27 protein-coding genes and 1 pseudogene are annotated in these 25281 nt (G+C 72.2%); 12 read left to right on the top strand and 16 right to left on the bottom strand.

Features of this window, described 5'->3' with window-relative positions:
- Positions 1 to 108: 108 nt before the first annotated feature.
- The 3 genes from ACFVXH_RS08095 to ACFVXH_RS08085 are packed head-to-tail and all read right to left on the bottom strand — an operon-like array spanning position 109 to position 2916.
- A complete protein-coding gene (locus ACFVXH_RS08095) occupies positions 109 to 1158 on the bottom strand; it encodes a hypothetical protein (RefSeq protein WP_387821425.1) in 1050 nt (349 codons plus the stop codon).
- The gene (locus ACFVXH_RS08090; protein ID WP_387821422.1) at positions 1159 to 2661 is read right to left on the bottom strand and encodes a phenylacetate--CoA ligase family protein; all 1503 of its coding nucleotides are present in this window, start codon (positions 2659 to 2661) and stop codon (positions 1159 to 1161) included.
- 60 nt (positions 2662 to 2721) lie between these two features.
- Positions 2722 to 2916 carry a hypothetical protein gene (locus tag ACFVXH_RS08085; RefSeq protein ID WP_387821419.1) on the bottom strand — a complete coding sequence of 65 codons (195 nt, stop codon included), beginning with the start codon at positions 2914 to 2916 and terminating at the stop codon, positions 2722 to 2724.
- A 140-nt stretch (positions 2917 to 3056) separates the two neighbouring features.
- Here ACFVXH_RS08085 and ACFVXH_RS08080 point away from each other — a divergent pair, with 140 nt between their 5' ends.
- A complete protein-coding gene (locus ACFVXH_RS08080) occupies positions 3057 to 3707 on the top strand; it encodes a hypothetical protein (protein ID WP_074005389.1) in 651 nt (216 codons plus the stop codon).
- 51 nt (positions 3708 to 3758) lie between these two features.
- On the opposite strand, the gene ACFVXH_RS08075 is transcribed toward ACFVXH_RS08080, so the two are convergent.
- From ACFVXH_RS08075 to ACFVXH_RS08060, 4 genes are all read right to left on the bottom strand, one after another.
- Complete coding sequence (locus ACFVXH_RS08075) at positions 3759 to 4886, bottom strand: hypothetical protein (RefSeq protein WP_387821417.1); 1128 nt, start codon at positions 4884 to 4886, stop codon at positions 3759 to 3761.
- 157 nt (positions 4887 to 5043) lie between these two features.
- Entirely contained in the window at positions 5044 to 5463 is a 420-nt protein-coding gene (locus tag ACFVXH_RS08070; protein WP_074005387.1) for an SRPBCC family protein, read from the bottom strand.
- A 39-nt stretch (positions 5464 to 5502) separates the two neighbouring features.
- Positions 5503 to 6513 carry an aldo/keto reductase gene (locus ACFVXH_RS08065; RefSeq protein ID WP_387821414.1) on the bottom strand — a complete coding sequence of 337 codons (1011 nt, stop codon included), beginning with the start codon at positions 6511 to 6513 and terminating at the stop codon, positions 5503 to 5505.
- Between the two features lie 206 nt (positions 6514 to 6719).
- The gene (locus ACFVXH_RS08060) at positions 6720 to 8276 is read right to left on the bottom strand and encodes an alkaline phosphatase family protein (protein ID WP_387821411.1); all 1557 of its coding nucleotides are present in this window, start codon (positions 8274 to 8276) and stop codon (positions 6720 to 6722) included.
- A gap of 223 nt (positions 8277 to 8499) precedes the next feature.
- Here ACFVXH_RS08060 and ACFVXH_RS08055 point away from each other — a divergent pair, with 223 nt between their 5' ends.
- The gene (locus tag ACFVXH_RS08055) at positions 8500 to 9312 is read left to right on the top strand and encodes a GntR family transcriptional regulator (RefSeq protein WP_387821408.1); all 813 of its coding nucleotides are present in this window, start codon (positions 8500 to 8502) and stop codon (positions 9310 to 9312) included.
- Between the two features lie 95 nt (positions 9313 to 9407).
- Here ACFVXH_RS08055 and ACFVXH_RS08050 read toward each other — a convergent pair whose 3' ends face one another.
- Complete coding sequence (locus tag ACFVXH_RS08050; protein ID WP_074005383.1) at positions 9408 to 9923, bottom strand: hypothetical protein; 516 nt, start codon at positions 9921 to 9923, stop codon at positions 9408 to 9410.
- 349 nt (positions 9924 to 10272) lie between these two features.
- Between ACFVXH_RS08050 and ACFVXH_RS08045 the strand changes: the two genes are divergently transcribed.
- The 3 genes from ACFVXH_RS08045 to ACFVXH_RS08035 all read left to right on the top strand — a co-directional run bounded on the left by ACFVXH_RS08045 (position 10273) and on the right by ACFVXH_RS08035 (position 12599).
- Positions 10273 to 11289: a helix-turn-helix domain-containing protein gene (locus ACFVXH_RS08045; protein ID WP_387821404.1), complete on the top strand. Its 1017-nt coding sequence runs from the start codon at positions 10273 to 10275 to the stop codon at positions 11287 to 11289.
- Between the two features lie 103 nt (positions 11290 to 11392).
- Positions 11393 to 12121 (top strand): alpha/beta fold hydrolase, encoded by a 729-nt coding sequence (locus ACFVXH_RS08040; RefSeq protein ID WP_387821401.1) that lies wholly within the window; start codon positions 11393 to 11395, stop codon positions 12119 to 12121.
- 19 nt (positions 12122 to 12140) lie between these two features.
- Entirely contained in the window at positions 12141 to 12599 is a 459-nt protein-coding gene (locus tag ACFVXH_RS08035; RefSeq protein ID WP_380779008.1) for a MarR family winged helix-turn-helix transcriptional regulator, read from the top strand.
- 262 nt (positions 12600 to 12861) lie between these two features.
- Here ACFVXH_RS08035 and ACFVXH_RS08030 read toward each other — a convergent pair whose 3' ends face one another.
- Together ACFVXH_RS08030 and ACFVXH_RS08025 are read right to left on the bottom strand one after the other, a co-directional pair.
- Entirely contained in the window at positions 12862 to 13911 is a 1050-nt protein-coding gene (locus ACFVXH_RS08030) for a DUF4232 domain-containing protein (RefSeq protein ID WP_387821398.1), read from the bottom strand.
- 98 nt (positions 13912 to 14009) lie between these two features.
- On the bottom strand, positions 14010 to 14405 hold the full coding sequence (locus ACFVXH_RS08025) for an RICIN domain-containing protein (RefSeq protein ID WP_387821395.1): 396 nt from the start codon (positions 14403 to 14405) through the stop codon (positions 14010 to 14012).
- A 452-nt stretch (positions 14406 to 14857) separates the two neighbouring features.
- On the opposite strand from ACFVXH_RS08025, the gene ACFVXH_RS08020 reads away from it, so the two are divergent.
- Complete coding sequence (locus ACFVXH_RS08020) at positions 14858 to 15811, top strand: hypothetical protein (protein ID WP_387821392.1); 954 nt, start codon at positions 14858 to 14860, stop codon at positions 15809 to 15811.
- 66 nt (positions 15812 to 15877) lie between these two features.
- Here the strand turns inward: ACFVXH_RS08020 and ACFVXH_RS08015 are convergent, their stop codons facing one another.
- The gene (locus ACFVXH_RS08015; RefSeq protein ID WP_387821389.1) at positions 15878 to 17878 is read right to left on the bottom strand and encodes a ricin-type beta-trefoil lectin domain protein; all 2001 of its coding nucleotides are present in this window, start codon (positions 17876 to 17878) and stop codon (positions 15878 to 15880) included.
- A 211-nt stretch (positions 17879 to 18089) separates the two neighbouring features.
- Between ACFVXH_RS08015 and ACFVXH_RS08010 the strand changes: the two genes are divergently transcribed.
- The 3 genes from ACFVXH_RS08010 (at position 18090) to ACFVXH_RS08000 (ending at position 19722) form a co-directional block, all read left to right on the top strand.
- Positions 18090 to 18305 (top strand): hypothetical protein, encoded by a 216-nt coding sequence (locus ACFVXH_RS08010; protein ID WP_387821386.1) that lies wholly within the window; start codon positions 18090 to 18092, stop codon positions 18303 to 18305.
- Positions 18306 to 18578: 273 nt separating this feature from the next.
- Positions 18579 to 19208 carry an isochorismatase family protein gene (locus ACFVXH_RS08005; protein ID WP_387821383.1) on the top strand — a complete coding sequence of 210 codons (630 nt, stop codon included), beginning with the start codon at positions 18579 to 18581 and terminating at the stop codon, positions 19206 to 19208.
- An 85-nt stretch (positions 19209 to 19293) separates the two neighbouring features.
- Complete coding sequence (locus ACFVXH_RS08000) at positions 19294 to 19722, top strand: nuclear transport factor 2 family protein (protein WP_117484976.1); 429 nt, start codon at positions 19294 to 19296, stop codon at positions 19720 to 19722.
- On the opposite strand, the gene ACFVXH_RS07995 is transcribed toward ACFVXH_RS08000, so the two are convergent.
- Together ACFVXH_RS07995 and ACFVXH_RS07990 are read right to left on the bottom strand one after the other, a co-directional pair.
- Positions 19710 to 20699, bottom strand: a complete 990-nt coding sequence (locus ACFVXH_RS07995; RefSeq protein ID WP_387821381.1) for a hypothetical protein — start codon at positions 20697 to 20699, stop codon at positions 19710 to 19712. The two genes, ACFVXH_RS08000 and ACFVXH_RS07995, sit on opposite strands and share 13 nt — an antisense overlap.
- 81 nt (positions 20700 to 20780) lie before the next feature.
- Positions 20781 to 21122, bottom strand: a complete 342-nt coding sequence (locus ACFVXH_RS07990) for a hypothetical protein (RefSeq protein WP_143204695.1) — start codon at positions 21120 to 21122, stop codon at positions 20781 to 20783.
- Between the two features lie 452 nt (positions 21123 to 21574).
- Between ACFVXH_RS07990 and ACFVXH_RS07985 the strand changes: the two genes are divergently transcribed.
- On the top strand, positions 21575 to 22303 hold the full coding sequence (locus ACFVXH_RS07985; protein WP_387821378.1) for a DUF6348 family protein: 729 nt from the start codon (positions 21575 to 21577) through the stop codon (positions 22301 to 22303).
- 185 nt (positions 22304 to 22488) lie between these two features.
- On the opposite strand, the gene ACFVXH_RS07980 is transcribed toward ACFVXH_RS07985, so the two are convergent.
- Complete coding sequence (locus tag ACFVXH_RS07980) at positions 22489 to 22854, bottom strand: hypothetical protein (protein ID WP_143204694.1); 366 nt, start codon at positions 22852 to 22854, stop codon at positions 22489 to 22491.
- Between the two features lie 274 nt (positions 22855 to 23128).
- On the opposite strand from ACFVXH_RS07980, the gene ACFVXH_RS07975 reads away from it, so the two are divergent.
- On the top strand, positions 23129 to 23251 hold the full coding sequence (locus tag ACFVXH_RS07975) for a hypothetical protein (RefSeq protein ID WP_274538709.1): 123 nt from the start codon (positions 23129 to 23131) through the stop codon (positions 23249 to 23251).
- A gap of 105 nt (positions 23252 to 23356) precedes the next feature.
- On the opposite strand, the gene ACFVXH_RS07970 is transcribed toward ACFVXH_RS07975, so the two are convergent.
- Complete coding sequence (locus ACFVXH_RS07970) at positions 23357 to 23737, bottom strand: hypothetical protein (RefSeq protein ID WP_074005373.1); 381 nt, start codon at positions 23735 to 23737, stop codon at positions 23357 to 23359.
- Positions 23738 to 24096: 359 nt separating this feature from the next.
- Here ACFVXH_RS07970 and ACFVXH_RS07965 point away from each other — a divergent pair.
- Positions 24097 to 24713: pseudogene (locus ACFVXH_RS07965) on the top strand (tyrosine-type recombinase/integrase); the annotation flags it as partial.
- Between the two features lie 97 nt (positions 24714 to 24810).
- Here the strand turns inward: ACFVXH_RS07965 and ACFVXH_RS07960 are convergent.
- On the bottom strand, positions 24811 to 25281 hold the full coding sequence (locus ACFVXH_RS07960) for an SUKH-3 domain-containing protein (RefSeq protein WP_079272720.1): 471 nt from the start codon (positions 25279 to 25281) through the stop codon (positions 24811 to 24813).

Here is a 25281-nt window from a genome sequence, read left to right as displayed (position 1 = left end):
GGAATCATGGCGGCCGGCACTGACAGGGCCTCGGGTCCTGCGCTGGCAGGGCCTCGGGACGCGTACCGGCAGGGCCTCGGGGCGCGCGCCGACGGAGCCCTGGAGGTGTCAGACCAGCCGGGCGGTGGTGGGGGTGTCGGTGCCGTGGCGGCGGGCGTCGCGGCGGGCGTGGCCGGGGGTGGGGCCGGTGCCGAGGACGCGGCCGTCGGCGAGGGCGAGCCAGGTGCCCGGGGGTGTGCCGTCGGGGACGGGGGCGGCGAGGGCGGCGGCGGGCTCGTGGCCGACGGAGGACGGCAGCGGGAGAGGGAGCGGGTGGCCCTCGCGCCACTGGGCGGTGGTGCGCTCACCGCCGGTGCGGCGCCGCCAGTACAGGTGCTGGGCGACGATCAGCGGGCCCAGGGCGGTGAGCAGCGGGAATCCGGTGGTGAGCCAGCCGGCGGCGAAGCAGGCGCTGACCGCGCTGGTGGTGAGCAGGCCGACGAGGGCGGCGACGGCGGCGGCGGTGCGGCCGTGGGCCTTGGCGGCGACGAGCGGGTAGAGGACGAGCAGCAGGAGGTCGCCGAGGCCGACGGCGACGGGGGCCGGGCCGCCGGTGAGGGCGAGCAGGGGGGCGAAGGGGCGGTCCTGGACCTGTTCGAAGAAGCGGGTGGTGGTGTCGGTGAGGGTGGTGGCGGCCAGGTCGTAGCCGGTGAGGACGGCGGCCAGGGCGGCGGTGTGGCCGGAGCGCAGGCCGCTCTGGGTCCAGAGGTTGGCGACGCCGACGACGGCGGTGGCGATCATCAGGTCGCTGCCGGCGCGGGCGGCGGCGGGGTGGCCGGTGAGGGCAGCGAGCGCGGTGGCGGCGGTGGCGGTGAGGGCGGCGGCCCAGGACCAGGGGGTAGCGCGCAGCGGGGTGGCGGCGAGCAGCGGGGCGAGGGTGAACTGGACGGCGAGGCAGGCGACGAGGCCGAAGACGGCGGAGACGGCGGCCGCGGGCAGGGCGGTGTAGAGCAGCGGGGCGAGGACGACTCCGGCGCACAGGACGGCGATGTCGCCGCCGGTGTAGACGCCGACCGGGGGGCGGGGCATCCGGACGCGGGCGAGGTACCAGGCGGCCAGGGCGGTCTCGGCGGCGACGGCGGCGCTGAGGGCGGCCAGGGCGGCGGGGTCGACGGTCATTCAGCGCCTTCCGGGGACACGGTCGGGGGCGGCGGGGGTGCCGGGGGCGGCGGGGACGTCGAAGGTGTCGAAGGTGTGCTCGCGCAGGTCGGCGCGCAGGGGTGCGGTCGGCGGCATGGCGGCGCGGTCCTCGTACAGCAGGATGTCGGCCAGGCGCAGGCCGGCGGCGCGGGCGCGGTCCTCCAGGCGGCCGCGCAGGGCGGTGGCGGGCAGGCGGTCGACCAGCAGGTGCAGGCAGGCCGGTCCGTCGGGGCCGTCGGGGCCTTCGGTGAGGGCGTGGCGGGCGGGCAGCGGGACCTCGGGTTCGGCTTCGACCAGGTCGAGCACCTCGCGGGTGGTGACGGTGCGGCTGAGCGGGCCGTTCCAGCGGCCGAGGATCTCGGAGGTGGCGGGCAGGTGGGCGAGTTCGCAGGTGGGCGGCTCGGCGGGGAGGCGTACGAGGTCGCCGGTGGCGTAGCGCAGCAGCAGGGTGCACTCGCGGTAGGGCACGTAGGGGGTGTGCACGACGGTGCCGGTGCCGCCGGGGGCGGTGGGTTCCCAGGTGAGCGGGTCGAGGACTTCGAGGTGTCCGAACTCGGTGGTGTGGTGGAGGTGGCCCCGGGTGCAGGGGGTGGCGCCGGAGGGCAGGATCTCGGTCATCAGGTAGGCGGAGGTGGCGGTGGCGCCGAACACGGCCTCGGCGCGGCGGCGCAGCGGCGCGGAGAGCACCTCGCCGCCGACGCTGATCGACTCCAGGCCGAAGTCGGCGTCGCGCCACTTGTGCTGTTCGGCCTCCTGGACGAGGGCGGCCAGGTAGGAGGCGGAGGTGGTGAGGTGGGTGACCTGGGGGTCCTTGCCGGGCAGGCCGAGCGGGGCGGCGAGGCGGTCGAGGGCCACGGCGGGGGCCACGGTGCCGAGTTGGACGAAGCCGGCGCCGGCGCGGGTGGCCGACTCCTCGGCGTTGACCAGGGACAGGGTGGCGCGGGAGCAGCCGGCGTAGGCGACGGTGTGGCGGGGGCGCAGGCCGAGGCCGAGCACGGCGGAGATGGTGCTGAAGGCGATGGCGCACTCGAGTTCGGCGCGGGAGAACCACACGGCGGTGGGGGTGCCGCTGGTGCCGGTGGTGAGCGCCTGCAGGGCGGGGCGGGCGGTGTCGGAGACGAAGGCGGCGGGCAGGGCGCGCAGTGCCTGTTTGGGGGTGACGGGGACGCGTGACCAGTCCTCGGGCTCCAACCGGTCGGGGTCGAGGCCGAGTTCGGCGAAGGTGCGGCGGTAGTAGGCGGTGTGCCGGGCCGCGGTGCGGGCGGTGGCGCGCAGGCTGCGGCGGGCCACTTCGCGTCGGACCTGCGGGTCGACGTGTCCGGCGCGGCCGGGCAGCAGGGCGGAGTCCTCGCCGGGCTCGCCGAACTCGGCGATGGTGGCGACCAGGTCCCGGGCGAGGCGCTCCAGGTCGCGGGGGCGGATCCGACGATTCGTCAGGATCGCTGCGCCGTAGCGCAGTTGGCTCAGCGCGGTCGCGAACAAGCGGACTCCCAGGCCAGGGTCGGACGGTGGGCCACCCGGCCCCGGCCGGGGTCGGTCGGATCAGACCATGTGCAGGAACATCGCGGCGGTGAGGGTGCTGAAGGCGTACTTGAGGTAGTGCTTGACCATGATCGGTTCTCCCTCGTACGGGCGGCCGGCCGCCCTGGCCGGGCGCAGCGGCGGATGCCCGGGGCCGGGTTCCGGCCTGCGGGCAACGGCAGTATAGGGACGGTCCGGCGGTGCGCAACAGGCCATGTGCACGGCCAACCTTCCGCTTGTGCAGGGGAGTTCGGTGTTGTGGGTGTGCGGTGGGGGTGTTCTGGGCACGATCTGACGAATCCATGCCGGGTGTCGGCCGTGCGACGGTCCGACACCCCCTCCCCCGAGGAGTCCCCTTGACGAACACGTTCCTGCGGCGGCTGTCCTTACCCGCCGCGCTCGCCGTCCTGACGGTCGCGGCGTCGGCCTTCGCCACCGGTACGGCCCACGCGGCCGAGCCGGGCGGCCCATGTGACCCCCGCGTCTCCCGGACCGGGCTGTACGAGGTCTCGACCGCCGTCGTCGAACCGGTGCTCACCCACTGGAAGGGCATCACCATCGCCCCGGGCACCACCGGCTCCGTCGAGACCACCGTGACCGAGGTCCAGAACGTCAGCACGACCTTCAACGCCTCGACCGAGATCAACGCGGAGGCGGGGGCGTTCTTCGCGAAGGTCTCCATCAAGGTCGGCTTCTCCGTCCAGACCAGCAAGTCCACCACCAGCACCTGGTCCCAGAAGGTCACGCTGAACTTCTCCCGCCCCGGCGACTACGCGGTGTTCAAGGGCACCAACCGCGTCCAGGGCAAGGCCGACGAGTACGTCTGCCTCCCCCGCGGCGGCTGGGGAAACAACGACCCCGGTGACGGGTACTGGGCCTACGCCTTCGGCTCCCACCCCACCTACAGCACCTTCGACGCCGAGATCGAGGGCACCGTCTCCTGCGACACCCCGGTCAACCCCGGCACCGTCCAGGAGCTGGCCCGCAACAAGCTCGTCTGCCACTGAGCCCCACCCCCGCCCGGGGCCGGTCCGTGCCCAGGACCGGCCCCGGGCGGGTCAGCGCCGGGGTACGGCGGCGTGCGGGATGGCGAGGTCGGCCATGCGGTGCAGGACGGCGGCGGGGATCGCGGGATTCCGGGCGGCGGTGTCGGCCCGGCACGGGTCGAGCAGCAGCACCACCAGCTCCTCCGGGGGCAGGGCCGGGTTGACGCGGGCGAAGTGCCGCACGCCGCTGTCGGGGTCGGCCGCGAGCGCGGCCGCGGTGGCGGGGGCGAGCCGACGGTCCGCGGCGGCGGCCCGGCGGACGGCTGGGTCGGGGTCGGCGGCGGCCCGTTCGACGTGGGCGGGGGTGGCGGCGGGGTCGTCGAGGGCCAGGGCCCGCAGGCGCGGGTTCGGGTCGGCGGCCAGGCGCAGCAGGCCCTGGCGGGGGAAGTGGGGGTGGTTGCGCGGGCGGCCCGGGAAGGAGAGGCTGCCGTCCCACCAGCCCGCCATGTCCAGGAGCATCCGGGCCGGGGCGTCCTCGCAGGACTCGGCGAGGAGGATCCGCACCGCGCGGTCCTCGTCGCGGGCGAGGAGTTCGGCGACGTCGGCGGGCAGGCGCGGAGCCCGGGCGACGCTGCGGCGGACCAGCGTCTTCGGGGAGGCGGCGAGCAGGCGCATGGCCTCGGCGTCCGCGTGCCGGGCGACGACCCACGGCAGCTCCCCGGCGTGGGCGGCGGGGTCGATGTCGGGGACGTCGGCGGCCAGCGCGGCGAGTTCGGTGAGTCCTGCGGGGGTGAGGGGCGGGGCCGCCTCGTCCGGCGGGGGCTTGAGGGCGCTCCCGGCCAGTTCCGCGAACAGCTCGCGCAGCGCCGCCCCGGGCGTGGCGGCGATCAGCCGCTCCCACTGGGCCGGTGACAGCCGGCCGCTCTCCGCGGCGCCCATCCGCACGCGCCGGTCGGGGTGGGCGATCGCGGCGTCCAGGACTCCGTCGGGCAGGTCGTCGCGGTCCAGGAAGTGGTGCTCGCCGGCGTCCAGGAGGCGCAGGAGCAGGTCGGCGGGGGCCGCGCGGTTGTGGCCGAGCCCGGACAGCCAGGCGAGGCCGGTCGCGCGGTCGACGGCGGTGGCGCGGGTCAGCGGGGTCCAGACGGGGCCGGGCTCGGCGGGCTGTCCGGCCTCGGCAGGGGGTGTCGGTGCTGGTGTCACCGGCGGGAGCCTACGCCCGCCGCCCGTACGGCCCGCGGGGCGGGGCCGGGCAGGTCGGAGTGGCGGGGACGGGCGGAAACGCCGGCGGCGCGGCGGCCCGGACACCCGATCCCCCAGGTGTCCGGACCGCCGCGCCGCCGGTGCGCGGTGCCCCGGGTCAGCCCGCGAGGGTGCGGGCCAGGGCGTCGAGGCCGTCGGCGTAGATGCCGGTGAACAGGTCGACGACCTCCTGCTCGGTGGCGCCGACGGGGTTGAAGCGGCCGGACCACTGGACCTCGGCGAGGTCGGCGCGGCCCGGGACGGCGTGGACGCGGAGGGTGGAGACGTAGCCGTCGACCGGGAACGGGGCCTGGAGGATGGCGTAGCTGTACTGCCGCTCGGTCTCGTTGAAGTCGACGAGGCGCTCGACGATGACGTCGCCCTCGGGGTTCTTCAGGCTGCGCACGCGGCCGCCCTCGGAGGCGGTGCTCTCGGGGATGTAGGGCAGCCAGTCGGGCAGGGCGTCGAAGCCGCCGATGAGGCTCCAGACCTTCTCGGGGGTGGCGGGGACGGTACGGCTGACGGAGGTGGAGGCCATGGTCGTTTCTCCTGTCACTGCGGTGGGGTGTGCGGGTCGTCAGGCGTTGTTCGGCAGCGGGGCGGCCGGGCTGACCAGGCCGGCGGCGCGCAGCTCCTGCCAGAACGCGGCCGGGACGGTCTCGTTGAGGGCGGCGACGTCCTCGGCGATGCGGCCGGGCTTGGTGGCGCCGGGGACGGCGGCGGCGGTCACCGGGTGGGCGAGGGAGAACTGCAGGGCGGCGGCCTTGATGGAGACGCCGTGCTTGGCGGCCAGGGCCTTGAGCTCGGTGACGCGGTCGATGATGTAGGCGGGGGCCTGCTGGTACTCGAAGTGGGCGCCGCCGGCGAGGATCCCGGAGCTGTAGGGGCCGCCGACGACCATGTCGACGCCCTGCTCCTGCGCCATCGGCAGCAGCCGCTGGAGGGCGTGGTCGTGGTCGAGGAGGGTGTAGCGGCCGGCGAGGAGGAAGCCGTCGGGCTGCGGCTCGTCCAGGGCGAGGGTGAGCTCGATCGGCTCGGTCTTGTTGACGCCCAGGCCCCAGGCCTTGATGACGCCCTCGTCGCGCAGGCGGGACAGGACGCGGAAGGCGCCGGTGCGGGCCTCCTCGAACTTGGCGAGCCACTGGTCGCCGTGGAAGTCCTGGGCGATGTCGTGGACCCAGACGATGTCCAGGCGGTCGGTGCCCAGGCGCTTGAGGCTGTCCTCGACGGAGCGCTCGGTGGCCTCGGCGGTCCACACGTGGAGCATCTTGTTCGGGTTGCCGTGCTCGAAGAGGCCGCCCTTCTCGCCGAGGTCGCGGGCGCCCTCCTCCAGCTCGTCGAGGATGACGCGGCCGACCTTGGTGGACAGGACGTACTCGTCGCGCGGCTTGGTGGACAGCACCTCGCCTAGGCGCTCCTCGGAGAGGCCGGCGCCGTAGAAGGGGGCGGTGTCGAAGTAGCGGACGCCCTGGTCCCAGGCGGCTTCGACGGTGGCCAGGGCCTCGGCGTCGGGGATCGCGCGGAACATGTTGCCGAGCGGGGCGGTGCCGAAGCCGAGCTTGCCGGGGAGGATGTTCTTCAGGGACATGTCATTGCCTTTGCGGAGCGGGCGGGCGTCGTGGGGGACCCGCCGGGGGTTGCGTCCGCACCGAAGGATTAGTGCAAACGCGCCTTACATGCAGGAACAATAGTTGCATACGCGTGGCAATGCAAGGGGTGGGCCGATCCCGCCGTCTACGGCCGCGGGCGGGGGCGGGGCCCGGTGCCCCTCCCCCGCCCGCGCCGCCGCCCGGATCAGGAGGCGGTGAAGGAGACCTGGTCGACGGTCCAGAAGGCGCTGTTGGTGCCGGTGTAGCGGAACTGGAAGCGGGCGGTGGTGGCGCCGGCGGGGACGGTGACGGGGAGGTTCTCGACGGTGTTGAGGTCGCTGCGGTAGGACTTCACCAGCTGCGGGGCGCCGTTGTCGAAGACCACGTAGACGTCGCCGGTCTGCGGCCCGTCGACCTTGTAGTTCGTGGCGAAGGACAGCACGCCGCGGCGCGCGCCGGAGACCGGGTAGGCGGGGCCGACCAGGGTGGAGTCGAACTGGCCGGCGCCGTGTGCCTTGTCGTCCCACTCGTCGGAGTCGGCGACGGCGAACACGTTGCGGGCGCGCACGTTGGTCTCGCGGGACTGGCCGAGCTGGGCGGCCGTCCAGAACTCGTCGGTGGCGAAGGTCCAGCCGCGCCACTCGGTGACGCCGCCGCTGGGCATGCGGGAGTTGTCGATGCTCCAGCCGGCCGGCGGGGTGTGGGTCCAGCCCTTCACCCCGGCCGGGATGCCGCTCTCGTCGGCGCGGGCCTGAAGGCTCGGGCGCAGCGCGTCGAAGGCGTCGGGGGCGATCTCGTCGATCGGGCGGCCGTCGAGCTTCCAGGCGGGGTCGAGGGCGACGCCCTCGTGCTTGAGGACGGTGGGGGCGATGTCGACGGGCTTGACGTCGTAGCGGCGCGAGCCGGGGGCGTAGCCGGTGCCGTTGGCGATCAGGAAGGTCTGGCGCTCGTTGGCGCTGTTGCCGCCGTGGCCGCCGGCGTCGGTGTGGCCGTGGTCGGTGGTGACGACGATCAGCCAGTCCTCCGAGGCGTACGTGGGCCGGGACTTGACGGCCTGGAGGACCTGGCCGACCAGGGCGTCGGCGGAGTGCAGGGCGGCCGCGTACTCGGGGCTGGTGCCGCCGTGGTTGTGGCCGGCCTCGTCGACCTGGTCGAAGTGCAGGAAGGTGGTGTCGGGGTTGCCGTGGGCGAGGTAGTCGACGGCGTCGGCGGCGGTCTTGGTGTCGTTCTCGCTCTCCTGGAGGCGCAGGTCGGCGCGGCCGTTGAAGACGTTGCCGGCGATGGGGTTCCAGGAGCCGATCACCAGGGTGGAGGTGGTGGGGTCGGCGTTCTCCAGGCGGGTGGCGAAGTCGGGGAACAGGTCGAAGCGGGAGCCGGTGAAGCTGTTGTCCTTCACCTGGTGCTTGTCGGGCCACGCGCCGGTGGCGATGGTCGACCAGCCGGGGCCGGAGAGGGTGGGGGCCAGCGGGTTGGCGTAGAGGTTGCTGGTGGCGGTCATGCCGCCGGCCATCAGGGCCTTGAGGGCGGGGGCGTCGGCGGTGAGCAGCTTGTCGTAGCGGGTGCCGTCGACGCCGATGACCAGGGTCTTGGCCTGCTTGGTGCCGTTCGGCAGGCCCTGGTACGGGCCGGTGGCAGTGGTGGCCGCGGCCCCGGTCGCGGCGGGGGCGGCGGCCGTGGCGGCGGTGGTCGGTGCGATCAGCGCGGCGGCGGTGGCGGCGAGGGCCGTGGCGGCGGCGAGGGCGGCGGTGCGGGAGGTGCGCAACGAATGCTCCCAACTGGTCGTCAGTGCGGTGCAGTTGCACCGGGAGTGAGGATGCGCCGGGCGGGCGAGGACGGGCCCTCGCCGGATCCACGGTTGTATGAACAACCGCCGAAATTCAGACCAGACCCGTTATGCTTCCGTGATCATCCGCCCCGGGCGCCGGGCGCCGGGCGCGGCCCGTACGGCCCGGTGCGGCCCGAACGGCGCTCGGTAGGCTGGCGCGGTGAACCACCCCATCTCCCGGGCCGGCCCCGAAGCGGCCCGCGCCGGCGTCCCCGAGCACGGCCGGGTGCCCAAGTACTACCTGGTCAAGGCGCGGCTGGAGGAGCTGGTCGCCGAGCTGGGCCCGGGCGGGCGGCTGCCCACCGAGGCCGATCTGGCGCAGCGTCACGGCGTCGCCCGGGCCACCGTGCGCCAGGCGCTGCGCGAGCTGCTGCTGGAGGGCCGGCTGCGCCGGCAGGGCCGGGGCACGGTCGTGGCCGGGCCGAAGATCGAGCAGCCGCTGTCCCTGAGCAGCTACACCGAGGGCGTCTCGCGCCAGGGCCTGCGCCCCGGGCGCACCCTGATCGGCCTGGACCGGCTGCCCGCCGACGCGGCGGTGGCCCGGCTGCTGGAGGTCCCCGAGGGCGAGCCGCTGTGGCACCTGGAGCGGGTGCTGCGCGCGGACGAGGAGCGCGTCGGGCTGGAGTCCACGTACGTGCCGGTGGCCCGGGTGCCCGCGCTGGACCAGGACTTCGACCCCGAGGGGTCCTTCTACGGCTACCTGCGCGAGCACGGGGTGCGCCTGGGCGCCGCCGAGGAGCGGATCGAGACGGTACTGGCCACCCCGCGCGAGGCGCTGCTGATCGGCACCCCGCCGGCACTGCCGATGCTGCTGCTGCACCGCCGCAGCCTGGACGCCGCCGGGCGCCCGCTGGAGCAGGTGCGCTCCCTGTACCGCGGCGACCGGTTCAGCTTCACCCTCGCCCTCGGCGCCCCGGACAGCGCCCCCCGGGCGGGCGGCGCCACGGAGGCGGAGCGGCCGCGGGGGAACTGACGCCGGCACCGGCGTCCGCAGGGGGTGCGGCCGCCGGTGCCGGGTGTCACGGGCCCGGCGGTGTCAGCAGGTGCCGGGCACGGGCCGGGTGGGTGTCAGCAGGTGCCGACGCGGCCGGACTGCGAGGACCAGACCGGGACCCAGGGGCTGCTGTTGTCGTGCGGGCGGTAGACGACGATGTTGGCGTCGTTCTGCATGCGCACCCAGTTGGCGCTGGGGTTGCAGCCGAAGCCGCTGCCGGTGGCCCACTTGGCGTTCTTGAAGGTGTCGTAGACGACGAAGTTGCCGTCGTACTGCATGATCGCCTTGCCCGCGCCGCCGAAGGTGGCGGTGTTCCACATCGCGGTGCCGTAGCGGTCGTACTCCACGAGGTTGCCGTCGGTCTGGTAGGTCAGCCGGTAGGCGCCGTTGGCGGAGACGAGCGAGTCACCGGGCAGCAGGCAGCTGCCCCAGTTCATGTGGTCCCAGCCGCTCGGGTTGCGCGAACAGTTCCACTCGCTGTTGACGTCGGCGGACGCGCTGGTGGCCGTCGTCAGCCCGGTGAGCGAGGCCAGCGCCAGGGCGGCGCCGGCGAAGGCGAGCGTGCGCCTGGTCCTTCCGGTGTTCCTCATCGTTCCCCTCTTTCCGCTGCGGCGCGGTTCCTGGCCGGCCGCGGCACGGTCTCGTCGACGGCGGTACGGGACGCGCCCCGTACGCCGCCCTCCGATGGGAGCAGGGCCTGTCGGGCCCCTGCGTTCATGCCAACGGGCAGTGGCGGACGGCCGGTTCACCGGATTTCCCGGCGGGCGACGGCCGCCCCGGGCGGAGCGCGGCCGGGCCCCGGGCCCCCGGGCGGAGGACACCGGGCCTGACCTTGTAGGTTTCGGTGTCACCGGCTGCGAGGGGCCGGTGACACCTGGTGGGGAAGGGGAGCCCGACCAGGCAGGGAAGGGGACGGACCCCGGACGGGAAGGGCGGACAGTGACCACGAGCACGGCGAGCGTGTTCCGCGGCGAGGGCGTACCCGAGAGGGAACGGTTCGAGTGCTGGCGGGAGTTGGTCAGCCGCACCCGGGACAGCGAGGTGACCAGCGACCACTCCGACGACTTCCGGGCGGAGATGCGGCGCCTGGAGCTCGGGCCGGTGACCCTCCTGCGGACCTCCTTCCCGCCGACCCGCTTCCAGCGCACCGAGCGCCGGGTGCGCCGCTCGGACCTCGGAGTGTTCCACCTGACCCTGCTGCTCGACGGCGGCTTCGTCCTGACCCCCGGCAGCGGGCGCACCGAGACCTTCGGGCCCGGCAACCTGCACATGCTCGACAGCTCCCACTCCTTCGACCTGCGGGCCTTCGGCTCCCGCGCCCAGGCGCCCGCGGAGCGCCGGATCGAGGCCGTCGGCGTCGACTTCCCCACCGCCCTGCTGCCGCTGCCGCCGCACCGGGTGCACGAGCTGCTGGGCCGCGGGTTCTCCTCCCGGGAGGGCGCCTGCGCGCTGCTCTCGGAGTTCCTCGTCGGCCTGGACCGGCAGGCCGCCGTCCTGGGCCCGGTCGAGACCCCCCGGCTGGGCGGCATCGTGGTCGACCTGGTGGCCGCCTGGCTCGCCCGGGAACTGGACGCCGAGGCCGCCGTACCCGACGACACCCGGCAGCGGGCCCTGGTCGAGAACGTCCGGGCCTTCATCGGACGCAACCTGCGCGACCCGGAGCTGACCCCCGCCGTGATCGCGGCCGCCCACCACATCTCGGTCAGCTACCTGCACCGCCTGTTCACCCGGCAGTCCGGCGGCGAGACCGTCGCCGCCTTCGTCCGCCGCCGCCGGCTGGAGCGGGCCCGCCGCGACCTGGCCGACCCCGCGCTGCGCGACCTGCCCGTCCACGCCGTCGCCACCCGCTGCGGCCTGCCCCGCGCCGCCGAGTTCAGCCGCGCCTTCAGGACCGCGTACGGCCTCTCCCCCAGCGAGCACCGCCGGCAAGCCCTGGCCGGGGGCGCCGGCGGTTAGCCGCACGGGCGGCACGGCCGCGCCGACGGGATCGCAGTGTGACGTGGGTCACATGTGTCACGACATATATGTCGTGACACATGTGTCGTGTAACCTATTTGCTATGAGCACTACACGGAAAACCCCGACCCTCGTCTTCATCCCCTGCTTCTCCGGCGCCCCGTGGAACGCCGAGCAGCTCGCCCCCTACGGCGAGGCGCCCAAGCGCACGCTGCGCCTGCCCGAGGGCGTCGACGACATGGAGCGCTACGCCGACCACGTCGAGAACGCGGTCGCGGACCTCGACGACTACGTGCTGGTCGGCGACTCGTTCGGCGCGATCATCGCGCTCGCGCTCGCCACCCGCCGTCCGCGGGGCCTGCGCGCCCTGGTCCTGTCCGGCGGATTCGCGGCCGACCCGGTCGACTCCAAGGCGTGGAAGGCCCTGATGCGGGCGATCGGCAGGGCCCGCGGCCCGCTCTACCGGCAGCTGACGCTGCGGGCCCACGCCCACCGCCTCGCCTCCCCGTTCGACGGCGAGGGCCAGGTGCCCTGGAACGAGGCGCGCAGCCGCGAACTGTTCCTCGTCAACACCCCGGCCGCGTCCTTCGGCGCGCGGGTGCGGGCCGCCATGACCGCCGACTACGTCGACGCGCTCGGCCGGGTCGAGGTCCCGACCCTGCTGCTGACCCCCTCGCACGACGTGCTGATCGGCGAGAACGCCTCGAAGGTCATGCTCGCGGGCATCCCCGACGCCCGGGAGGTCGTGCTGCCGCGCACCGGCCACATGTTCCGCTTCTCCCACCCGGTAACCTACGCCGCCGCGGTCGAGGACTTCCTGGCCGCCCCGTAGACCACCCGGAAGGACATCGATGCGCAAGGCCGAGCACCTGCGGTTCGCGATCCTGGCAGCCCAGCGCGAAGGCAACCGGCTGCTGATCCAGGCCCTCAAACCCCACGGCATCACCCCCTCCCAGGCCGAGGTGCTGCGCCTGCTCCAGCAGCACGGCACCCTGAGCCTCAACGGGCTCGGACAGCTCCTGGTGTGCGAGAGCGGCACCAACCCCAGCCGGCTGGTCGAGCGCGTGGTCGCGGCCGGGCTGGTCGAGCGCCGCGCCGACGCCGAGGACCGCCGCTACGTCCAGCTCAGCCTCACCCCCGAGGGCGCGCGCCTGGCCACCGAGGTCGCCGGGATCGAGGAGTTCCTCTACGCCGCGATGGACGCCGCCTGCGAGGGCCTGGACACCGACGCGATGCTGCGGTTCCTGCACAGCTTCATCGACCCCCTCCCCTCGGGCGAGGCCCTCAACAAGCGCCTCGCCCTCGACTGACACCCGCCTGGAACCCGTCCTCGAAGCCCACGGGCGCGAGAACCCCGCGGCGCGAGCACCCGGCGCGCACGAACGGGCCGGAAGGCCGCACCTGTCCACGCAGTGCCAAGGACTGTCGACTCGGTGCCAACACGGCGGGGGTGCCGTCCTGGCATCCTCCACGAGTGAACACCTCGCGGCGGAACATCTCGTTCCGTTTCCGCGCCGACGGCCCGGCACGCCACGGGGGAGCGTGCCGGGCCGCCCTTCCCTCTCCGCAGCCTCAGGGCCTCGGGTCCGGCGACGGCTTGTCGTTCGCGTCCTCCCTGGCCCAGGCGCCGGCGCCGAGGCGGCCGGTGGTGCCGAGGTCGAGCTCCGGGACGACCATCACGGGGGCCGCGTCGGCGGTGGCGCGCACCCGGACGTACGGGGCGTTCTGCGGGTCCCCGGCCCCGGCCTCGGTGGTGTTGCGCCACACCAGGGTGGCGCGGGCGCCCTCCCCCGGCCCCAGGGCGATCTTCTGCGGCGGGTTGTCGGCGCCGGTTCCGGTGGCGATCTCGGCGCCGCCGCGCAGGATCCGCACGCCGTCGAGGGGCTTGTGGTCGGGGTCGAGCGGCTGCACCTGCGGGTAGCCGTCGAGGGTGACGGTGGCCGTCCCGCAGTTACGCAGGTGCAGGCTCACCGCGCGCAGGCCCATCGCGGCGCTGCCCTCGTCGGCGTACAGCCGCAGGCCGGAGGGCGGGCAGGGGCCGCCGGCACTGGGCGCCTCGGCGGTGGGCACGCTGCGGACCCGGAGGAGCTCCGGCTTCGGCGGGCGGGGGTTGTCGGACCGTCCCAGGGTGGGCGCGCCCGGGCGGGAGCCCGGCCCGGTCGCGCCGGGCGCGGCCAGGTCGATCCGTCCCTTCTCGGTGGCGCCGGGGGCGAGCCCGGTGACGGTCCGGGTGAGGTTCCCTCCCCCTACTCCGCCCGCTCCCCCGCCCGGGTCGCCGAACACCGCCGCGCCCCGGTCCGGATCGGGCCCGTTGAACACCACGGTGTAGTCGTACGGTTCGGCGTTCGGGTTGGTCACCTCGTACTCGAAACAGGTGCGGCCGACGGCGGTGATCCGCGCCCCGCCCTGGGCGAGCGCGGTCGGCTGCGGCACACCGGGCGCGCTCGGCGGCGGGCTGCCGCACGGCCGGGGGCTGCCGGAGCCCTCCGGACCGCCGCCGGAGGCCGCGGTCGTCGCGGTGCCGCAGCCCGCGAGCAGGAGCGCGGCGGTGGCGGCGGCCACGGCGGACGCGGCGGGATGCCGGGCCGTCAACGGGCGGCGGGGCGGGGAGGGCTGGCGCATCAGTCGAGTCGATCACGCCCCGCGCCGGACAGCAGTGAGCTGCGCCACGTCGCGGGCAACAGTCCTGCCACGGTCCGCGCCCCGCCGACGGAGGCCGCTCAGTCGTTGTCGCGGCTCTGGAAGTACCACTGCTGGGGCTTCGCTCCGGTGTAGTTGGCCAGTTCCACCGGGGAACCGTCCTTGCCGCCGGTCAGGTACAGGGCCCTACCGTCGCCGACCGCCGCGACCTTGAAGCGCCCCTGGTTCTCCAGCGTCACGTCCCAGTCCTCGGGATTCTCGCCCAGGACGGCGCTGTCGCCGTCGACGGCCAGGTACCGGCCCGTACCGACGTTCCGGATGGTGTTGTACTGCCCGTTCTCCTCCACCTCCCAGTACTGGGTGTCGAGTTCGCGCTCCTTCTGTCCGACGACCCTGTCGCCCGAGGCAGGCGCGGTCGCGACCTGGGTGAGGTATCCGACGCACTTGATGCTGTAGGTGCCGGGCTTGATGTCCATGTGGCCTCCATGATCGGTTTCTCGCGCGAAGCGCTGGGAACAGGACGTGGCGTCCGGGGGCCACGATAGGGTCGGGCAGATCATGTTCGATTACGTACCATCATGGAATTCGGAACCGGGGTCGAAGATATGGATCGTGATCGAAGTACTCCATTGCTGGTCAGTCGTCGCGCACGTGCGCGGTACGGAATCCGCGACCACGATCCCCCGCACCGGCGGGGCCGGGCGCGTCGGCCGCCAACGGACCACCGATACCAGTCACACCGGGGACCACCCGACCGGCGGAGCCCCGCGCGCAGCTCCGGCCGGACCCCGGCAAGACTGGGAGCGCGGCTGCCTCGCCGCCAATTGATCCGTACACGTGCGGCCAGGTGTTCCCTTCGAGGAACACGACGAGCCCGCGGCCATGACGGACCTCTCGACCACCTCGACCCCCTTCGGGAGTGAGCCCCATGCCAACTTCTGCCACTCCGGCCGGCCGCGACAAGACGATGCGGTGGACCGTCCACGAGACCGAGACCGGCTGGTCGAAAGACCATCACTACAACTGGGGTTTGAAGTCCGCTCCCGCTATCGAGGCGTACAAGGGCCTGCTGCACTGCTTCGCCGCAGGAGCGTTGGAGCCTTACGGCCTGGCATGGGGCTACTACAACAAGGAAACCGACACGTGGTACAGCAAGTCCTTCGTCTACGACGTCGAGAAAAACCCCGTGTACACGTCCGGTCCGCTCTCGGTGCAGCACGCCAACGACTTCCTGTACTGCGTGCACCACCGCGCCAAGGACGACCGCCGCTTGTGGTGGACCCGCTACAACTCGGAGGGCCCCGAGACCGGATGGTCCCTGCACCAACCGGTGAAGGACCACCGGTCGGCCGAGGTCCGATCGACGAGACCGGCCGCGCTCACCGTCTACGGCGGCCTCCTCTACTGCGTACACGACGGCGACGGCGTCCTGCGGTGGATCACCCACGACACCACCACGAAGACCTGGGGCACCGACCGGCCGATCCCCGGCGACATCCGGGCCGCGCGGGCACCCGCCGTCGAGCGCTTCAAGGACTACCTGTACTGCGTGCACGACCGCGGCGGGGACGACCTGTACTGGATCACCTACAACAGCGGCACCCAGGAGTGGAGCGCCGACCGGCGCATCGAGGACACCGAAGGGAACCCGGTCCGCACCAGCCATGCGCCCGCCATCGCCCGGCACAACGACTACCTGTACTGCGTCTACTACGTCGACACGGACTCCGGGCGCGGCGAGCTCTGGTGGACCCGGTACGACGACAGCGACGAGGGCGACGACAGTTGGAGCGTCCCAGAGCGCATCCCCGACGTCCGCTCGTACACCGGATTCGACATCGCGCCCTACTACGGCGGCCTGTACTGCGTGCACGAGGCCTGAGACGGAGCGCGCGCGGCCCCGACCGGGGCCGCGACTCCGGGCGCGGCCCCGGTGCCCGTACGCCGGTCAGAGGAGCTGGAAGGACCACTCCTGCTTCCAGCCGCCCTCGCAGCTCCACACCCCGAGCTGCTTGAAGTCGGAGTCGTGGGTAAGGCAGTCGTCGTCGCCGATCTGGACCCGGTACTTGCCGTTGCCGAGGCCGACGAACTCCCACTTCTGGTTGGCGGTGTCGCCCCACGCCTGCTGCTCGGCGACGTAGGTCCCGGGGTTCTCGGTGAGGTTGAACCCGAGATCGTTGACGATCCGGTAGCGGTCCCCGCCCAGCGGCTTGATGGTCCAGCGGGAGCCCTTCGCCCCCAGGATCCCGCCCACGATCGGCGAACCCCAGCTCGCGGTCTCGTTGGGGGCCGTCGCGCCCAGTCCGTTGGCGAGCTTCAGGAACAGCGGCCGCTCGGTCGGGATGTCGGAGGACGGCTTCGGCTTGGGGTCCGGGTTCGGCTTCGGGTCCGGCTTCGTCGGGGTGGTCGGGTCGGTCGGCGTGATCACGCCGCCGGACGTGGATTCGAGCACCCACCCCTGGTGCCAGTCCTGCTTGCAGGTCCACACGCCGAGCTGCTTGAAGTCGGCGTCGTAGGCGAGGCAGTCGTCGCCGGAGATCCGGATCTGGTACTTGCCGTTGCCGATCGCGGCGAGTTCCCACTTCTGCCGGGAGGAGTTGCTCCACGGCTGGAGTTCGGCCAGGTAGCCGCCGTTCTCGGTGAGTTCCAGCCCGTACGAGCTGGTGATCCGGTAGCGGCCGCCGCCCGCCGGGGCGAGCTTCCACTTGGACTCGTTGCCGCCCCGGAGCCCGGCGACGACCGACGCTCCGGCGGATCCGTTGACCGGCACGGCGCCCAGGCCGTTGTCGAGCTTCAGATACACCTCGGTGCCGCCGCCGGTGCCGCCGCCGGGCGTGGGCGGGGTGGTGGTCGGCGGGGTGCCGCCCCAGGCCCAGTTCTGGTTGGGCGCGTCCCGCCGGTCCTCGGAGCCGCAGGCCCAGGCCGCCACCGTGCTGCCGTTGGCGGTCCGGCCGCTGAAGTCGTCGACGCAGACGTCCTTGGAGCGGTCGTCCTGGTCGGTCATGTGCCGGAAGCCGCCGCCGGCCGACATGTTCCAGCGTTGTCCGGGGATCTCCAGGCAGTCCCACACCTGCAGCTTGGTCCCGTTCGCGGTCTTGTTGGCCTCCAGGTCGAGGCACTTGCCGTTGGCTGCCTGGAGCTTGTAGCCGTTGTACGTCCATTTCTGGGCGTCGCCACCGTTGCATTCCCACATCTGGACGGGGGTGCCGTTCGCGGTGCCGTTGCCGCTGACGTCCAGGCAGGCGTGATAGCCGGGGGCGCTGGAGTCGGGGGTCAGGCTGCCGGTCCTGGTGCCGTAGCCGGAGCGGGAGGGGAAGTGGACGGTGCGCACGTCGCCGTCGCACTTGTAGGGCCTCGCGGTGCCCGAGCGGCAGGTCCACGGCTCCTTCTTGACGGTGTCGCCGTCGTTGCCGGTGAACGCCCAGTTCAGGTAGCCGCCGTCGCCCCGGTTGCGGAACGTCGAGTCCCCCTGGAAGACCCAGATCCGGAAGACGTCGTAGCCGGACGGCTCCTTCTTCTCCTTGTCCAGGAAGTGGTTGAGCTTGTAGGTGGTGTCGAGCAGCACCCCCCGCATGTCGGACTTGTACTCGTTCCGGAACCACTCGGTGTCGTACAGGTCGGTGCCCACGGTCTTGAACACCATGACGTTGAACCCCGGGAACTTCGCGCTCAACTTCGTCGCGGTGTTCTGGGTGAACTCCGCGTTGTCCAGCTTGTTGAGGTTGGCGGCGTCGTGCATCAGCCTGATCGTGTCGAAGGCGGAACTGATCAGCGCCGTCATGCAGTTGCCGCCGCCCGGCGAGGCCGGGGTCCCGCAGGTCTTGTCCACCGGGGCCGCCGCGGCGGCTGCCGCGGGCGCGGCCTGGGCCTGCGCGGTCAGGACGGAGACCACGGCGACGGCGGCGACCCCGCAGGCCAGGGCGCGTTTCAGGCGGGAGAGGAGGTGCAAGGTCGGAACCGTCTTTCTTCTCGGGGAAGTTGGATGGTGGCACCGGAAGTCCGCCGTCCCGCGGCTCCTGACGCGATCCATATGACAAGATCAAGAAGCCTGACGCCTTTCACGCGCCACCCCGGTCGGCGAGCCCCGCGGACCGGCCTCGATCCCTGTGGCCCGGGCGAGCGGCCGTCAGGGAGTCGTCAGAGATTGGAGGACCCGCGAGGTGTCCACATCACCGGAGTTCCGCGGCTTCGACCTGGTCCGGCGCGGCTACGACCGCGAGCAGGTCGACCACTACCTCAGGGCCCTGTCCGGGGCCGTTTCACTGCCGCCCGTGCCGGCGTTCGAGATCAGGTGGCGGGGCTACGACCGCGAGCAGGTCGACGCGCGCATCGCGGACCTGCTGCGCGGCGGGGGCTACAGGGGCGGCAGGGCGTAACCCCACGCGGCGGGCTCGGCGCGGGAAGTCGGACCGGCCGACTTCCCGCGCAACGGCCCGGCACGGTCAGCGCCGCCCCGAACGCCCCGAACGCCCCGAACGCCTCGTCCACCGCGGGGTCCGCCACCGTCCCGACGGCGACACCCCGCCCCGCTCGTGGATCGGGCCGCAGACGCCGAGGCGTCACTTACTGTAGGCACATGAGTGCAGATAGGCGTGTCCGGGCCGATTCGACCCGGTTCGACACGGATCGCCCCGGCGGGTGAGGGCGTCATGACCGCACCCCGGATCCCCCTCACCATCGACAACACCGCGCTGGTCCTGATCGACCACCAGGTCGGCACGATCGGGTGGGCCGGCGAGCTGGCCGACGAGGACGAACGCGACCAGCTGACGATGTGGGTGCGCACGATCGTGCGCTTCGCGGCGGCGGTCGGCGTCCCCGTCGTCCTGACCAGCAGCCTCGAGGACCGTCAGCAGGGCCCGCTGCTGCCCGACTTCGAGACCCTCGTGCCCGCCGCGTACGCCGCCCGGGTGCGGCGCGCGGGCGTCATCAACGCGTGGGACGACCCGGCGTTCGTCGAGGCCGTCCGTGCGACCGGCCGGGAGAACCTCCTCGTCGGCGGCCTGACCACCGAGGTGTGCCTGGTGCCGCCGGTCCTGTCCGCGATCGAGGACGGCTTCGGCGTCGCCGTCCTGCTCGACGTGTCGGCGGCCGGCACGCGCACCTCCGCCGCCAACAGCCGCGACACCCTGCGGGCCGCCGGGGCGGAGCTGCTCACCGTCGTCCCGGCGCTGACGCGGCTGCTCGGCAGCTGGCAGAGCGAGCACGCCGCCGCGTTCTTCGACGCGATGGGCGGCGAGGGCGTCTTCGCCGCCTTCGCCCGCGGAAACCTCAGGTAGACCCCGCACCGACCTCGAACCGGTCCCGCACCGACCTCGAACCAACGCACCGACCTCGGACAGACCTCGGATAGGGAGCACCCGCATGTCCGGTATCACCGCAGCCGACCGCTTCGAGATCCACGAACTGCTGGCCCGGTACTGGAAGACCGTCGACGAGGGCGACCTCAAGGGCTTCGCCGACACCTTCACCGAGGACGGCAGCCTCACCAACTACACGGGGACGACGACCGGCCGCGAGGCGCTCGCCCAGTGGCTCGACGACTACGGCCCGAGCCGCGCCGGCAACCGGCACATGAGCACCAACACGACCGTCACCGAGGTCGACGCGGACACCGCGACGGTCTGGAGCTACATGGTCGTCATCGCCGCCTTCGAGCCGCGGACCCAGACGCCGCACGTCGCGGCCTACGGCCGGTTCAACGACACGGTGGTCCGCGTCGACGGCGGGTGGCTCTTCAGGGAGCGCCTGATGGACGACCTCGCCCTGAACGCCATCGACTACCCGGGCTGAACCGCCGCGGGCGGCGCTCCCTGGCCGACGGCGCCGTCCTGCGCGATGACGGCCTGGGCCCGCTGCGTCCGCGCGCTCAGCTGCTGGGCGAAGCTCCGCAGGGAGTCGGCGTTCCTCGCGATGTACTGGTTGTCGTAGGCGGTCTCCACCGCGACGAGCCGGCCGACCGTGTTCAGGGAGATCTTGCAGGCGATGTCGGCCTCGGCCGTCGGCACCTCGTCGGGGCTGCGCGGGGGCGGCGTCCCGGCGGCGGGGGTGGTGCCCGCCGCGGGGGTGGTGCCCGCCGCGCCCCACTTGCGGTCGCTGTAGGCGTCCGCCGGGTTGGCGTAGCTGTAGCCCTTCCCCTTCATGCACGCGCTCCACTGCGCGTACGCGGCGGTCAGGCGCGGGTCGGTGAGGGGGATCCGGGGGCCCTTGTCGGGCAGGCCCTGCACGGTGCCCGGCACCGGCGGCGGCCCGCCGAGCGCGTCCGCGCCGGCCTGCCAGCAGCCGCCCTTGGGCACCGGCCTGCCGTTGAAGCTCGTGACCGGCTTCCCCGAGGGGTCCGCTCCGTAGAGCACCGAGGTGACGTCCGGGGAGAGGGTGGAATCGGGGATGACCTGGTTGCGGTCGTACCCCTTCTCGGCCGCCTTCGCCGGGGCGAAGTACCCGTAGAGCTGGGTCCGTTCCCTGGCCGCCGTCGCCGCCTGGGTGAAGGCGTCGTAGGTCTCCTCCGGGGCCTGGAGGCCGAAGTCCTTCATGCAGCGGGCCGTGACGAGGTGCGAGGCCCGACTGATCGTCACGGCCTGTTCGGCGGTCGGCTTGTAGCCGTCGAGGGGCAGGGTGATCTGCTCCGGCCGGTCGATGACCGGCACCTGGCCCGTCGGCGGCGGGCTGGAATTCGCCTGGCCTCCACCGGAACAGGCGGAAAGGGAACTCACGGCCACGGCCAGAACGGTGAGCGCGAGCGGGGCGCGTCCCCGCAGTGGCATCGGCATCGGAATTCTTCTCCTCCCTGGAGAAACGCGGAGAAAAGCGGGCGGCGGGCATCCGGAGGACACCCGCCGCCCCTGGCGGAATCACACGATCTGCACTTCGGAAACGTGCGCGCTGGTGAAGCTGAGGCTTCCGCCGGCGTAGAGGTTGTACGGCGTGCCGTTCGCCGTGATGATGCCGTTGTTCCACTGCGAGGTCACCAGGTTCACGCCGTCGACGTTGGGGTAGATGGCCCCCACGCTGCCCGCGTAGCAGAGCTGCCAGCCCGACATCCACAGCTCGATGCCGTAGGCCTTCGCCCCGCCGCCGGGGCACTGCACGGGGCCGATGGCGCTGGCGGGCGAGGCGGCGACGACGCCTCCGCCGACCACGGTGGCGGCGGCGAGTGTCACCGCGGCAATTCGCTTGCTGATACGAAGATTCATGGAAGTACCGCTCTCCCTGTCCCATTCGACTGACGGATCGTTGCGACCTGGCGATGCGAAATGACCGGCCCGCGTCGGGCCGTTTTCCCCGGCCCTCGCGGCCCCGTATCGCCGACAACGGAAGAGAGTGTCACTCGCCGCCGGGATCGACCAGCCCTTGCCGAGGGCCGACGGAATAAAGCGGACAAAGGCGCCCTCGGGGGCGGCGGGCAGGAATCCCGAAGACGATCGTCCGATTCGCTTCTGCCTGCGGATATGCCGGGAATTCACGACCGCCGAAAACAGGTTGATGTACGTACATCGTCAAGCGGCCTTCGGGCCGCCCTCCGGCCGCTGTCTAGCGCAGGAGCCGCAGGGCGAGGACGTCGCGGCGGGTGCCGTCGGATCCGGAACCCGCATGCATGGGGACCGCGAGGCGAACAGCCCCATCGCCGCCTCCGTATGATCCCCGCATGTCCTGGATACGCCGCCGCTCTCGCGCCACCGAGCCACCCGATGGCCGACTGCCCGATCTCGCGTTCCTCGCGCTGGTCCGCGATGCACTCGAGGAGGTCGCACCCGACAGTACGGCGGGTGCCGAGCTCAAGGGCAACTCGCTGCTCAGTCCGCGGGGTTGGGCCGTCGCCGTTGGGCCGGCGGGCCACGGGGACGACCGGCACTACGACCTGATCGCCATCCCGGACGTGAACGTCCAGCACGACCCGCCCTGCTTCGGGGACTGCGCCGTAGTCGTCACCACCCCGCGCGACGCGGCCGGACTGTGGGCCCGTTCCGCCGGCGCCTGCATGCTCGAACTGCTCGACGGACGCGGCCGCTTCGCCGACCACCTGGATCCCGCCCAGGAACACGGCGTACCGGGGTGGCGGTCCATCACCTCGGGCGTGCTGGCGTACGGACTCTCCGCCGAGGAGAATCGCGACCTCCAGGAGGCGCTGCTGGAAGCGAATGTGCTTCACGAGATCGCCGACACCTTCACCGCCGACCTGGAATCGCCCTGGTTCAACGGGGTCCGCGTCTTCTACGGCGGCGCCCCGGGAGCAGTGGAGTCCGAGATCCGGATCAACGGCGAGCGGCACGAGGCCGCCTCAGCCGCACTGGCCGCGCTCAACCTGCCCGAGCCGACGGTCTTCACCGTCGCCCGTTCCTTCAGCCTGATGCTGCCCGCGGAGCGCACCCCGTAGCGGGTGGTGGTACGCCACTTCTCCATGTTCGGGACCTGAAGATGCTGGCGGTGGGCCGGTCGAGCCCGTCGAACTCGGTCTCCGTCTGGGACGGGACCTTGTTGTCCAGACCGATCCACAGCACCGCTATCGGAGGCCCGGCAGCGTGGTACGCCGCGTTGACGCAGCAGACCCGGCCGTGGCTGTCATAGAAGCTGTCGGTGATGTTGCCGGCCGCCGTCCACGTCGTACGCCTGCTCCTGGACTTGGCGCGGGCGCAGGAGACCGTCGTACAGGGAGATGCCGGTGCGGTAGTCGCCGTCCTCCAGCAGCATCCTGGTCGTGACGGCGGGCTGCTTGCCCGGCTCGATCGTGTAGGCGTACGTCGCGTTGGCCGACGCGCTCTTGTCCCGGCCTGGGTTCCACACGGCTGTGGTGCGGCCCATGGCGTCGTAATCGGCGTACGTGGTGCGGCTGTTGACGTCGACGACATTCACCGGCAGGGCGCGCAGGCCGTCGCGGGTGGTCGTGGTCGCGGACTTCTTGGCGTTGGTCGACCGGACGATCGTCAACTGGGAGCCACTCGCCGGGAGCGTAGGACGTCGTGCGGTCTCGGAGGTGATCAGGTCAACCCGGTACCGGGTCATCGGGACAGCCCTCGGCGGAGTCGGCCCGGCTGGGAAGCGGGTCTCCGTGGCCGAACACGACGGGCTGGAGCGTCTGCACGGTGGCGCCGGCCTTGGCCGTGCGGGTGACGGACTTCAGCCACAGGGCCCGGCCACCGCGGACCGACCTCTACCCCTGTGGCCCGGGCGAGCGGTCGTCAGAGATTGGAGGACCCGCGAGGTGTCCACATCACCGGAGTTCCGCGACGTCGACCTGGTACGGCACAGCTACGACCGCGACCAGGTCGACGCGCGCATCGCGGACCTCCTACGCGGCAGGGGCAACAGGGGCGGCAACGCGTAACCCACGTGGGCTCTTGGTGCAGGAAGTCGGACCGGCCGACTTCCTGCACCAAGGGGTGTCCTGCTACTCCCATGGCGAACGCTCAGCCGGGCTGCGGGGCACGGACTACAAGAGACACCGGTCGGGCGCCAACGTCCGGTCGATGTACTCGTCGGAGTCGGGGGCCTCCCCTGTCAGGACGGTGGCCAGGAACTCGGTCATGGTGCCGTCGAAACGGACGAACTCGCTGATGTCGAAGCGCCACACCACGACCGGCCACTGGTCCGGGTCTCCGGCCGAGGTGCCCCAGCAGAAGTAGTCGGAGATGGTGTTGTTGGCCCAGACGAGCAGACCGCCCTTCGCCGGGAACGGCGCGTAGGGCCTGCCGAGCTCGGGATTCCACTCGTACCACCCGTCGAGCATCTCCTCGACTTCCACGTTGAAGTGGCGGAAGTGTTCGTACCTCTCCTCGTCCGGAGTGCCGGGGTCGAGGTCCGGGGTCACCATAGCGAACTCTCGCCGCGGAAGTGGGCACGGCCGTACCGCTCCACGAACGCACCGTAGTCCGAGGGCAGTTCGGTGCCTAGCCCTTCGACGGCCCCCTCCCAGTACACCCGGAACGGCTCACATCGGGGCTCCCCCATGATGTCCGCGAGACGGCCGACAGCGTTCGCCATTTCCCGTTCCCCCCTGACCTCCGAGCGGGACCATCTGCCACCGCAAGGGCTCAGCCTCCCATCGCTCACGATCTTCGACCCCCGCCCTGCCCGCCGGCCGTCGGCGGCCATGAGGAATCCGGGCGGGCAGGGGGCCGGCAAGCCAAGGGTCGCGTACGGCGACGCCAGGTGCGACCCCCTCTGCTGCGCCGCCCTGAGGCGCTGTTCGAACCCGCCCTGCACACCGGACTCCGCAGGGCGAACTCCTCGGCCTCCGCTGGGAAGACCTCGGCCTCGTCACCAGTACCGCCAGCATCCGCCGCACTCTCCAGCGCACACGCACCGGCGGCCTCACAACCCTGCCGACCAAGACCATCAGCTCGGAACGCCGCATCGCCCTCCCGGCCGCGTGCGTCACCTCGCTCCGCGTGCACCGTGAGCGACAGGCCCGCGAGAAGCATCAGGCCGGCGCAGAGTGGGTGGACAACGACCTCGTCTTCACCCGCACGGACGGTCACCCCATCGAACCCGCCACCCTCACACGGCACTTCAACGCGCTACTTCGCCACTCCCGCCTGCGGGCGATCCGGTTCCACGACCTGAGGCACTCGACTGCGACCCTGCTCCTGGAACAGGGCGTCGAACTCGTCGTCATCAAGGAGCTGCTGGGCCACGCCCACATCGGCGTCACTGCCACGGTGTACGCCCACGTCCGGATCCGCCTTCAGCGGCAGGCCATCGACCTCCTCGGACACGCACTCGGAAACCTCGCCGAGACCGGAATCGAGGGCGACGAGCCGCCGCTTTGTGCAGCACCCGTCCGCTGACGTTGCCGTCAACTACTGCCGCCAGAGACCGCTGAGGCCCCACCGGAAGGCATTTCCGGTGGGGCCTCAGCTATTCCTCTAAAGCACCGAACGCGCCCTACAGCTCCCAGTTCCCAATGAGTTGTGGCCTGGATCCATCAGCCAGCTTCGCAAAGAAATCGTCAACGCAGTCCGCATATGCGAACACCGAGGAGTCCATCCCAGCAAAGAACTTGCCAGATGGCGACACATACACGGTGAGGTGAAATCCATCAATTCCCAATGGGCACAGGGATTCACCAACTACGCCAGAGCAGCGTCCAGCAATCCTCGCATCACGCGCGGTGCACACCCGCGTGGGGTCAAACTCAGTCCAGCAGAATATCTCCTTGCTATTCAAGTCGATGCTGGGCAGGTGCTCGATCCGGAGTTGCCAGAACGCCTCCAAGAATCGGTGCGCCGCAGGCGACACATCGAAGCCGACGAGCTTCATCTCACGTACGAGTCCAGAGACGTCGGCCACGACGCCAGGCCTCCAGCCTGCCGCTTCAACCAAACGGCGCCCTCGTCCATGGATTATCAATTCCAT

It is taken from the genome of Kitasatospora sp. NPDC058184 (genome assembly GCF_042883725.1).
GTDB lineage: Bacteria > Actinomycetota > Actinomycetes > Streptomycetales > Streptomycetaceae > Kitasatospora.
The sequence above is the reverse complement of the archived record's forward strand: the minus strand, read 5'-3'. Positions and strand labels throughout refer to the sequence as shown.

Coding starts and splice junctions, on each gene's coding strand:
- ACFVXH_RS08095 (WP_387821425.1), bottom strand. CDS start 1,158: ATGACCGTCGACCCCGCCGCCCTGGCCGCCCTCAGCGCCGCCGTCGCC.
- ACFVXH_RS08085 (WP_387821419.1), bottom strand. CDS start 2,916: ATGGCCTGTTGCGCACCGCCGGACCGTCCCTATACTGCCGTTGCCCGC.
- ACFVXH_RS08070 (WP_074005387.1), bottom strand. CDS start 5,463: ATGGCCTCCACCTCCGTCAGCCGTACCGTCCCCGCCACCCCCGAGAAG.
- ACFVXH_RS08065 (WP_387821414.1), bottom strand. CDS start 6,513: ATGTCCCTGAAGAACATCCTCCCCGGCAAGCTCGGCTTCGGCACCGCC.
- ACFVXH_RS08050 (WP_074005383.1), bottom strand. CDS start 9,923: ATGAGGAACACCGGAAGGACCAGGCGCACGCTCGCCTTCGCCGGCGCC.
- ACFVXH_RS08040 (WP_387821401.1), top strand. CDS start 11,393: ATGAGCACTACACGGAAAACCCCGACCCTCGTCTTCATCCCCTGCTTC.
- ACFVXH_RS08035 (WP_380779008.1), top strand. CDS start 12,141: ATGCGCAAGGCCGAGCACCTGCGGTTCGCGATCCTGGCAGCCCAGCGC.
- ACFVXH_RS08030 (WP_387821398.1), bottom strand. CDS start 13,911: ATGCGCCAGCCCTCCCCGCCCCGCCGCCCGTTGACGGCCCGGCATCCC.
- ACFVXH_RS08025 (WP_387821395.1), bottom strand. CDS start 14,405: ATGGACATCAAGCCCGGCACCTACAGCATCAAGTGCGTCGGATACCTC.
- ACFVXH_RS08020 (WP_387821392.1), top strand. CDS start 14,858: ATGCCAACTTCTGCCACTCCGGCCGGCCGCGACAAGACGATGCGGTGG.
- ACFVXH_RS08005 (WP_387821383.1), top strand. CDS start 18,579: ATGACCGCACCCCGGATCCCCCTCACCATCGACAACACCGCGCTGGTC.
- ACFVXH_RS08000 (WP_117484976.1), top strand. CDS start 19,294: ATGTCCGGTATCACCGCAGCCGACCGCTTCGAGATCCACGAACTGCTG.
- ACFVXH_RS07995 (WP_387821381.1), bottom strand. CDS start 20,699: ATGCCGATGCCACTGCGGGGACGCGCCCCGCTCGCGCTCACCGTTCTG.
- ACFVXH_RS07990 (WP_143204695.1), bottom strand. CDS start 21,122: ATGAATCTTCGTATCAGCAAGCGAATTGCCGCGGTGACACTCGCCGCC.
- ACFVXH_RS07985 (WP_387821378.1), top strand. CDS start 21,575: ATGTCCTGGATACGCCGCCGCTCTCGCGCCACCGAGCCACCCGATGGC.
- ACFVXH_RS07970 (WP_074005373.1), bottom strand. CDS start 23,737: ATGGTGACCCCGGACCTCGACCCCGGCACTCCGGACGAGGAGAGGTAC.
- ACFVXH_RS07960 (WP_079272720.1), bottom strand. CDS start 25,281: ATGGAATTGATAATCCATGGACGAGGGCGCCGTTTGGTTGAAGCGGCA.